The sequence below is a fragment of the Sulfurimonas sp. genome, assembly GCF_016744025.1.
In the GTDB taxonomy this organism is placed as follows: Bacteria; Campylobacterota; Campylobacteria; order Campylobacterales; family Sulfurimonadaceae; genus Sulfurimonas.
Map to the genome: position 1 here is coordinate 1 of NZ_JADGFC010000131.1, position 7,083 is coordinate 7,083.

Annotated in this window: 7 protein-coding genes; 6 read left to right on the top strand and 1 reads right to left on the bottom strand. The window is 30.4% G+C overall.

Annotation, left to right across the window (positions count from 1 at the left end; translation table 11 throughout):
• Positions 1-121 precede the first annotated feature (121 nt).
• Positions 122-1,243 (bottom strand): tRNA guanosine(34) transglycosylase Tgt, encoded by a 1,122-nt coding sequence (gene tgt, locus QZZ48_RS13280; protein ID WP_294966664.1) that lies wholly within the window; start codon positions 1,241-1,243, stop codon positions 122-124.
• Between the two features lie 225 nt (positions 1,244-1,468).
• On the opposite strand from tgt, the gene efp reads away from it, so the two are divergent.
• The 6 genes from efp to QZZ48_RS13310 all read left to right on the top strand — a co-directional run bounded on the left by efp (position 1,469) and on the right by QZZ48_RS13310 (position 7,041).
• On the top strand, positions 1,469-2,035 hold the full coding sequence (efp, locus tag QZZ48_RS13285; protein ID WP_294966666.1) for an elongation factor P: 567 nt from the start codon (positions 1,469-1,471) through the stop codon (positions 2,033-2,035).
• A 128-nt stretch (positions 2,036-2,163) separates the two neighbouring features.
• The gene (locus QZZ48_RS13290) at positions 2,164-2,643 is read left to right on the top strand and encodes a response regulator (RefSeq protein ID WP_294966668.1); all 480 of its coding nucleotides are present in this window, start codon (positions 2,164-2,166) and stop codon (positions 2,641-2,643) included.
• A 70-nt stretch (positions 2,644-2,713) separates the two neighbouring features.
• Entirely contained in the window at positions 2,714-3,859 is a 1,146-nt protein-coding gene (locus QZZ48_RS13295; protein ID WP_294966670.1) for a bifunctional diguanylate cyclase/phosphodiesterase, read from the top strand.
• Positions 3,859-4,035, top strand: a complete 177-nt coding sequence (locus QZZ48_RS13300; protein WP_294966672.1) for a hypothetical protein — start codon at positions 3,859-3,861, stop codon at positions 4,033-4,035. The genes QZZ48_RS13295 and QZZ48_RS13300 overlap by 1 nt, the downstream gene beginning before the upstream one ends.
• 53 nt (positions 4,036-4,088) lie before the next feature.
• A complete protein-coding gene (locus tag QZZ48_RS13305) occupies positions 4,089-5,561 on the top strand; it encodes an ATP-binding protein (RefSeq protein ID WP_294966674.1) in 1,473 nt (490 codons plus the stop codon).
• Between the two features lie 49 nt (positions 5,562-5,610).
• Positions 5,611-7,041 carry a helix-hairpin-helix domain-containing protein gene (locus QZZ48_RS13310; protein ID WP_294966676.1) on the top strand — a complete coding sequence of 477 codons (1,431 nt, stop codon included), beginning with the start codon at positions 5,611-5,613 and terminating at the stop codon, positions 7,039-7,041.
• Positions 7,042-7,083 lie beyond the last annotated feature (42 nt).

The following is a 7,083-nucleotide window of genomic DNA, read 5'->3' on the forward strand; positions in this document are numbered from 1 at the left end:
TTAGACCCTAGGAGACAAAAACTGTTACCACTGGTATCGTAAAGAGGTGAAATAAGAAAACTTGTTTTACTGGTCTTGAAAAAGGGAACCATTATAATAGTGAGTTATGTACTTAAATTTACTACTTCGCTCTTTTTCTATAAAACTCTTTTTTATATTCTGTAAATCTATCTTCTAGGATAGCTTCACGAACTTCTCTCATTAGGTTTAGATAGTAATGAAGGTTATGTATAGTTGCAAGTCTGAAGTATGCTATTTCACGAGTACGGAACAAATGGTTTAAGTATGCACGAGAATATCTTTGACAAGTGATACATTTACATTCTGGATCAATAGGAGCTTCATCTTCTTTAAATTTAGCCCCCTTAATATTTACCTTACCAAAAGATGTAAAAAGAGTACCATTTCTAGCATTACGAGTTGGCATAACACAGTCAAACATATCAACTCCTCTCTCAACGTTTTCTATTAAATCTTCGGGAGTTCCAACACCCATAAGGTAACGTGGTTTGTCTTTTGGCATATATTGAGTTGTATGTTCAACTGTGTCATACATCTCGTTGTTTAGTTCACCAACAGAAAGTCCGCCGATAGCAAAACCATCAAAATCAAGTGCACAAAGTTCAGTTGCACTCTTAGTTCTAAATGCTTTGTCCGTTCCACCTTGGATAATAGCAAATATATTTTGTTCTACTCCAATTCCATTTACTTGTTTTTCTCTGAAATATTCTATTGATTCTCTTGCCCAAGCAGTAGTTCTTTCAATAGAGAGTTTGATACGTTCTTGAGTTGCAGGTAGAGCAACTAAATCATCAAGAATCATCATAATGTCAGAGCCGAGATTATTTTGAATATCTATAACTTTTTTTGGAGTAAAGAAATGTTTTGAACCATCTATATGAGAACGAAATTCTATACCATTCTCTTTTGGTTTTGAGATATCACTAAGAGAAAAGGCCTGAAATCCACCGCTATCTGTTAAAAAGCTTTTTGGAAATGTTGTAAACTTATGAAGTTTACCCATCTTAGCAACTGTCTTATCTCCAGGACGAAGATACATATGATAAGTGTTAGCTAAAATAATTTCAGCACCTAACATATTTAGTACATCATCCATATCAAGAGCTTTGATACTTCCTAGTGTTCCAACTGGCATGAAAACAGGTGTCTTTATAGTTGAGTGAGCTGTTTTTATAGTACAAGCACGTGCATTTTTTGAAGTTGCTTCTAGAGTAAATTCCATAGTTTAATAAATCCATTGATAATTTTAGTGACATTATAGCATTCTAAGAACCTTTATAGTAGAATTCACCCAATCAAAAATAAAATAAAATAATTGCATTAATGCAATGGGCTTCCTACCGAAGGAAACCTAGTGTTAACGAAGGTGGCAGAATTACTTCTGACACCGTAAATAAAAAGATGAAGGTTTCCTTCATTTTATGCAATAAAATTAAGGAGAGTATTTATGGCAACTGTAGGAATGGGCGATATAAAAAAAGGGGTTCGTTTAATAGTAGGCGAAGTTCCTTGTAAAGTAGTAGAATTTCAACATGTGAAACCTGGAAAAGGTGCAGCCTTTGTTCGTATGAAAGCAAAGAGCTTTTTAAACGGTAAAATGGTGGAGAAGACTCTTCACGCTGGCGACAAGTTTGAAGTTCCAAGCATTGAGTATAAAGAAATGCAGTACCTTTATGATGATGGTGATATGTACCAATTTATGGACAATGAAACTTATGATCAACTAGGTCTTACATATGAGCAGTGTGATGAAGCTTCTAAATGGTTAAAAGATGGAACTACTGTTGAAATAATTTTCTTTAAAAATAAAGCTATATCTGTTTCAGCACCTGAGATAATGGAGCTTGTTATTACTGATACTCCCCCAAACTTCAAGGGTGATACTTCAAGTGGAAGTAAAAAGCCAGCTACACTAGAAACTGGTGCAGTTATTCAAGTTCCTTATCACGTTCTAGAAGGTGACCTTGTTAAAGTTAATACTGTAGATTGTGAATTTTTAGGAAAAGTTAAATAAACTTTTTTTGTCTACAAAATGTATGAGGATCTTCTCCTCATATTAACATAAAATCATTTTCTTCTTTTTGATTATCTTTACAATCTCTAATTCAATAAAACCACAGTCTAATTAAAGTAAGATATATTATGAACTTTGAACTATTAAAAACAATCACTATCCTTTATGTTGAAGATGAAGTGGCTCTTCAAGAAGAAGTATTCCAAAATTTATCTCCATTTGTAAAAGAGGTTTTTACAGCCAATGATGGAAAAGATGGTTTGAAATTCTACATAGAAAATAGAGATAAAATTGACTTGATTATTACAGATATATTGATGTCAAATATGAACGGTATAGATATGATTGATGAGATAAGAACTATAGATTCTGAAATACCTGTTATATACTCAACTGCCTTTAGTGATAGTGAGTATATGAAAAAAACTATAGAGCAGTCAGTAACTGGTTATATTATAAAACCTATTGATATAGAACTTCTCTTAAAAGCGGTAGAAAAAGCCTCAGTTAAAATCGAAAATGATAAACTCAAAGACTCTCTTTTAAAAATAAATCAAGAATTAAAAAAAAGTAGAAGAAAAAACTCAAGAATTACGTTCTCAAAATGATCAACTTTATTATCAACTCCACACCGATAGATTAACTTCGCTAAAAAACAGAAAATCACTTCTTAGAGATATGGATGAAATAAGTAATCCAGTTCTACTAATTATAGATATAGACTCATTTAAAAGTATAAATGACTTATATGGTGAACATATAGGTAACTTGGTTTTAGAAGCTGTTTCTAAAAAACTGAAAAATTTTGTTAAAAATATGGATTGTAAATTATATAGAATAAGTGCTGACCAGTTTGCATTGATGAAAGAAGCGGAGTTAGATACACGTAAATGTGAAGAGACTCTTAAGTTGATTTTGAAAGAAATTAATTCTGAACCTTTAAATATATTAGATTACGACATTATTATAAGAGTAAATGTAACCATCGGAGTCTCTCATGAAAAAATAAACACCTTAGAGACTGCAGATATGGCACTTAGAAAAGCTAAAAATTCTAGATTACAATATTTTATATATTGTGAAGAGTGTAGTCTAGATGCAGAGTATAAAAATGATGTAAGATGGACTAAAATAATTGAAAATGCAATCAATTATAACAACGTTACAGTTTACTATCAGCCTATAGTAGATGCTAATAATAATATACTAAAGTATGAAGCATTAATTCGTATATTAGAGGGAGATAATGTTCATTCTCCTATACATTTTTTAGATATTGCAAAAAAAGTAAAATTTTATCCACAATTAACAAAAATAGTTATTCAAAAAGCTTTTAGAGAAGCTCAGAAAAAACAGATATCTATTAATATAAATTTATCTATTGAAGATGTTGTTAATGAAGAGATAATCAACTATATAAAGTCTCAATTACTGGAAAAAAATATTTCAAACTTTATAACTTTTGAACTTTTGGAAAGTGAAAGTATTACAGATTATAAAAAAGTAATCAGTTTTATTGATATTGTTAAAAAACTAGGCTGCAAAATAGCTATTGATGATTTCGGAAGTGGTTATTCAAACTTTGCATATCTCTTAAAATTAAAACCAAATTATATTAAGATAGATGGTTCTTTAGTGAAGAACATACATATAGATGAAAATGCACTTCTTATAACTAAAACAATAAATGATTTTGCTCATTCCTTGGGTATGAAAACTGTTGCAGAATATGTTCACTGCGAAGAAGTATATAATCTACTTAAGACAATGAAAGTAGATCAATATCAAGGTTGTCATTTTTCTGAGCCACTAGAGCATATCTAGTGCTTAACTTTTTAGAATCACTCTCTTTTACAAAAAAATATATATTTGCCTTATCTCTAATAGCATTCTTTTCTGTATCTGCATATTTAAACCTTGTAAGATTAATAGACTCACAATCAAACGATGCTGAAATATTAAATATTAGTGGAAAACAAAGAATGCTATCCAAAAAATAGCACTTTTAGCAATTCACTATAAAACTAAAAATCTTGAAGAAACTGTTGATGTTATGGAAGATTCACATAACTATTTATTATCTTTAGAGATGTCTGATAAATTAAAAGAGATATATTTTTTGGAACCTTTTATATTAGATGTAAAAGTTAAAAAGTATATTAGTAGAGCAAGAAGTTTCTTGAAAAATAGAGATGGAAGAAGTTTGACATACATACTTGTAAATTCTCAACCACTTTTAAAAGACTTAGACAATGCTGTAACAACTTACCAGATTGAGACAGAGAAAAAAACAGAGAATTTAAAAAATGTTGAATTGTTTATTTTTCTAATTATCTCTCTTACTTTAGTATTTGAAGCCTTATTTATATTTAGACCTGCCAATAATAGTGCAAAGAAAAAAGCTAAAGAACTTATAAGCCAGAAAAAATATGCAGATATGATTACTGAAATAAATACTAATGCTATTATTGCAGTTGATAGTGAGTTTAAGGTGTTGACCTTTAACAAAAGTGCTCAAGATATGTTTGGTTATAGTGCAAATGAGATGATTAATACTAAACTTATAGATGATAGAATTATTCCTATAAAGTATCTAGACAGACATAATGAAGGTCTGAAAAACTTCATGAGAACAGGAAAACTTAAACATAGCGGTATCGTTTTTGAACTTGATGGTAAACATAAGGATGGAACAATATTTCCAATTAGAATATCTTTTGGTGGTAGAATAGAAGAGAGCAACAGAATTGTTGTTGCAAATATTCAAAATATAACTTTAGAAAAAGAAAAAGACATTTTAATAGCTCAACAATCAAGATTTGCAGCGATGGGTGAGATGATAGGAAATATTGCACATCAATGGAGACAGCCATTAAGTTCTATTAGTACTATTGCTACTGGAGCTAAACTTAGGTATAAAAATAACCTGATTAGTGATGAAGAGCTTGATGATACATTTACGAAGATAAAAGATCATACTCAGCACCTCTCAAAGACTATAGATGATTTTAGAGACTTCTTAAAAGAAGACAAGACTATAGAAGCATTTAAAATATGTGACGTAATAGATAAATCAATTATGCTAACAGAAGCTATTTATAATGCTAACCAAATAAGAGTCATTATTAGAAATGGAAATTCTGATCTTATAATAAATGGAAGTGCCAGTGAACTTGCACAAGTATTTTTAAATATTCTAAATAATGCTAAAGATGCTTTAAAAGATAAAGGAATTAAAAATCCAATAGTTCTTATTGAAATAGATGATAACGATGATTATATTATTGTAAAAATACATGATAACGCTGGGGGAATTCCTTCTGAAATAAAAACAAAAATATTTGATCCATATTTTACAACTAAACATAAATCTCAAGGAACAGGAATAGGCCTTTTTATGAGTAAAAAAATCATCTCAAAACATTTTGAAGGAACAATAGCGGTTCAAAATAGAGAGTTAAATATAGATGGTGAAAAACATTTTGGTGCAGAATTTAATATACAGATAAAAAAGATAAACATTTAAGACATCTTTACTATAATAAGATAGATTAAAACTGAGGAGTAAGGAAAATATGGGACTAAGTAATAAACAACTACCAAAATTAGGATTTTTATATCTTGATTATGTGCTAAGATTTTTCGATCACTCAAACTTTAAAGGTTGGCCAAATAAGATAGAGACAGTTACATACCACTGGAAAAATGATAAAGATAGATTTATCAAAGAGGTAAAAAGAAAGAAAATCGATGTACTGATCGGTAACATTCCGGCAACTGCTTATGAAACTTTTAGAGAGATAGCTCGCGCTTTACCTCATGTTAGATTTATTCCATCAATGGACACACAGTTTTCAAATAAATCAAAAGAAAATGTTACAAGATTTGCTTGGAAATATGATCTTCCAATACCAAAAACATATGTATACTATAAACATGATAATGCAGATAAATTTCTTAAAAAATGTAAATATCCTAAAATCATTAAAAAATCTTACGGACCATCAAATTATGGTGGATACTTTGTACATAAAGTAGATAGTTATAAAGAAGCTAGAGACCTTTATGATAAAAAACAATATCATCCTCAATATTTCCAAGACTTTGCTCCTATGGAAGCAGATATTCGCGTAATGCTAATAGGCCATAAGCCTGTCTGTGCATTCTGGAGACGTGCTCCCGAAGGTGAATGGTTAACTAACACTTCTCAAGGTGGTAGTATGGACTATAACGACGTTCCAAAAAACGTACTTGATTTAGCAGTAAAAGTATCTAAGGCAGCTAAAGCTGAGTACTGGGCTTGTGATGTTGCTTATGGTATAGACGGAAAGGTTCGTATCTTAGAGTGTGCTACAGCATTTGCAGCATTCCCTTATATAAGAGACTGGATTGGTCAGTATATGATGTGGAGTCTAAGTGAAGGTAGATTTAGAAAACCTCATGCTCCTATGTTTAACTGGGAAGAGTTAGGTAAACTTGACAGCTCAATCCTTAGAACTATGAGACACATACACTTTGGTTCATTCAATGCTAGTTATGATGGTGCCTATTTTGGTAAAAAAAGAAAACTATTTGGTGATAATGAAGTTTATCTTCATGTCCTTGATAATGAATACAAAATGCATGATGTAAAAAGAAGATGGAGTGAAGAGTGGCCAAGTGAAATCTATAACTATCAAGATAACTTTGCTCTAAAATCATCTAAAAAATCATCATCAAAAGAAGAAGTTTCTAATGAAAAGAATGCTCCGCATCCAACAAAAGATGAGTCAAGTGAATCACAATCCCAAGAATCTAAAATAACTAAAGAAGAATTGAGTGATTTTTTAACATCTGTTGATGGAATCGGCAGTAAAAAAGTGAACAAAATAGTAGAACATTTTGGAAATGTTGATGAAGTAGTAGGTGTTTTACACCAAAATACTTCTGTGCTTACCGAGGTAAAAGGTATTACTAAAAAGCTTGCATCTAAGGTTGAAAAAGCTTGGAAAAAACTTTTAAAATAACTTTATAATAAATAAATATGACGTATGAAGTTATTTTCGTAT